Raw genomic sequence first — 2,320 nt, forward strand, 5'->3', positions numbered from 1 at the left:
GTGGGGGGGCGAGTCGTGATGTTTAAAAAACCGCACGGCCGCCGGGGCCGGCGGGGGAGTCGACCGGCGCCGGCGCGGGCCACCTCCCAGGTCGACGAAACCCTCGGCGTCACGTCCCGGGTCGTGCCCGGCCGCCTCGTACGCCGCGGCCTGGTAGCCGTCCGGGTCGTAGCCGGCCTCGTCGAAGCTGGGCGGGTCGAGGTCGTCGAAGCCGGCATCCTCGAAGTCGGCCTCGTCGTCGTATCCGGGCTGGCTGCCGTACCCGGGCTGATTGTCGTACCCGGGCTGATTGTCGTATGCGGGCTGGTTGTCGTAGGCGTTGTCGTCGCCGACGCCGCCATACCCGTTCGTTTCGTAGGCGGCCTCGGGGGCGGCTCCGTTGGGGCCGGCCACCGAGGCGGCGAGGTCACCCGTCGGGTACCCGACGGGGATCGGCACGAAGCCGCCTCGGCCGCCGGTCGAACCCGCCGGATCGGGGCGCGCTCCGTTGCCGTTCACCGCTCCGTTGCCGTTGCCGTTGCCGTTCATCACGCCACTCCCACCGCCAACGGTAGGGCCCCGACGCTGAAGCCCTGGTCCTGTTCCCCGACGAGGCGCACCATCTCCAGCCGGCTGCGTGACGCCAACGTCTCAGCCTCGCCGCAGGCATCGGCGAGGCCGTCGAGATCGTCGGCGGAAACCGTGACGAATCCGTGGAAGCGGAACGCCCCGAAACCGGCGATCAGCTCCTGCTCGCGCCGCTCCACCTCATCGGCCTCGGCCACGTCCCGCTGTGTCGTGACCTTGCCGACCTTGTCCCGCATCTGCTGTTCGCCGAGGTGCGCCATCCGCCGCCGGTTCACCGTCTTCTCCGCCTTCCGGCCGGGCAGCGGCTCCACGACCAGCGACACCGTGCGCCGGCAGGTCGTCTCCATCAGCAGCGGGGCGAGGAAGGCGGCGGGCGAGGGCACCCGGGGCCAGCCATTGATCCAGTAGGTGGTGTGGTAGCCCGAGTCCGTGCGGTAGTGATCCCACGCGGTGACGGTCCGCACCGGTCCGGCCACCGCGGGGTCGATTCCGGATGCCAGGCCCTTCAACCCGCCGGCGAGGTCGGTGCTCGCGCCGCCGCGAGCGTCGATCATCTCGATCGAGTACGGATCGTAGGTCGTGCGGATGACCGCTGCCAGCGCCCGCGGGGGTAGCCAGCCGACCGTGTTGATGGACGCTCGGGCGAGCGCCGCCTCCATCGTGCGCAGCTCGCCGAGCAGGACCGCGCAGGCTGCCTGGTCGCCGCCGCCCGCCCGCTGGATCGCCCGGCGGGCATCCTTGGCGCGCAGCTGGAACGACAGGTACGTCTCGTGCCGCTGGGCCACGGGACCGGCGGCGTCGATGACCTGCTGGTAGGCGTCCGCGGCCCAGGAGTCGTCGTGGTGGCCGCGCACCCGCCAGTGGCGCTGGAGCTGGTCCCCGGAGTCGGGCAGGGTGCGCTCGAGCCACTGGATGCGCGACAGCTTGCCGCCGCCGGCTGTCAACCCGGCCAGCAGCTCCCCCCAGGCGTCGACCCGGGCCTGCTGGTCACCGGATTCCAGCAGGGCGAACTGGCTGCCCTGCACCTGCAGGACGGCGGTGTAGGTCTGCTTCTTGGCGTCCTTGACCACTGCTACGTACCGGCCGCCGCCGACCGGGACGGACAACATCACCAGGGAGGACAGCGGCCCGGGAAGGACCGTGCGGCTGAGCTGGTCCTCCCCGGCGCCGAGCCGGAAGAACGCGCCACGGAACACCGTCTCGCCCGTCACCTTCTGCATCGTGAAGCCGAAAAGTATCGGCACCCACTGGTCGAGATTACGATCCTCCACCCGGACGAAGGCGACGAACAGCAGGGCCACCGCGAGCAGCACCCAGATTGGAATGGCTACCAACGGTGACCGGAGTGCGCCGAGAACGCAGAGCATCACGCCGATCATCAGAGCGAGCTGCGGCCAACGCATGCCGAGCATGACGCCGCCGCGTTCGAGCGGTCCGAACCGATAGCTGCGTTCCGCGACCATCTATTACCTCACTCGCCGGTTGATCCTCTGCGGGGTGCCGGCCGCCCGCGCACTGCGGCCTGTTCGCACACCGTGCTCACTGCCCGCCGGTGCGCGACGGTGGCAGTTTCGGTGCCGCAACTGTCACCGGTCGGGCCGCCGGAGCGACCGGGGGCCGGCCCTGGGGCGTCCGCGGGGACGTGGCGGTCCTGGCCGGTGCGACCCGGGTGGCGGTCCGGGTCGCACCGCTCGGCCGGGCGCTGGCGCCGACCGGGACGGCCGTCCGGCTGGGGCCGGGCCGGGCCGGCTGC

At 71.8% G+C, this 2,320-nt stretch carries 1 protein-coding gene and 1 pseudogene; both read right to left on the bottom strand.

Features of this window, described 5'->3' with window-relative positions:
• Nucleotides 1-528 (bottom strand): annotated as a pseudogene (locus ND748_RS30240) (hypothetical protein); the annotation flags it as partial.
• On the bottom strand, nt 528-2,030 hold the full coding sequence (locus ND748_RS30245) for an SCO6880 family protein (protein ID WP_251749645.1): 1,503 nt from the start codon (nt 2,028-2,030) through the stop codon (nt 528-530). The pseudogene ND748_RS30240 and the gene ND748_RS30245, both read right to left, overlap by 1 nt.
• Between the last annotated feature and the right edge of the window lie 290 nt (nt 2,031-2,320).

Origin of the sequence: Frankia sp. AiPs1, from assembly GCF_023716945.1 — a bacterium.
GTDB lineage: Bacteria > Actinomycetota > Actinomycetes > Frankiales > Frankiaceae > Frankia.

Excerpts from the sequence above, each read along its gene's own strand:
- ND748_RS30245 (WP_251749645.1), bottom strand. The coding sequence starts at position 2,030 with ATGGTCGCGGAACGCAGCTATCGGTTCGGACCGCTCGAACGCGGCGGC.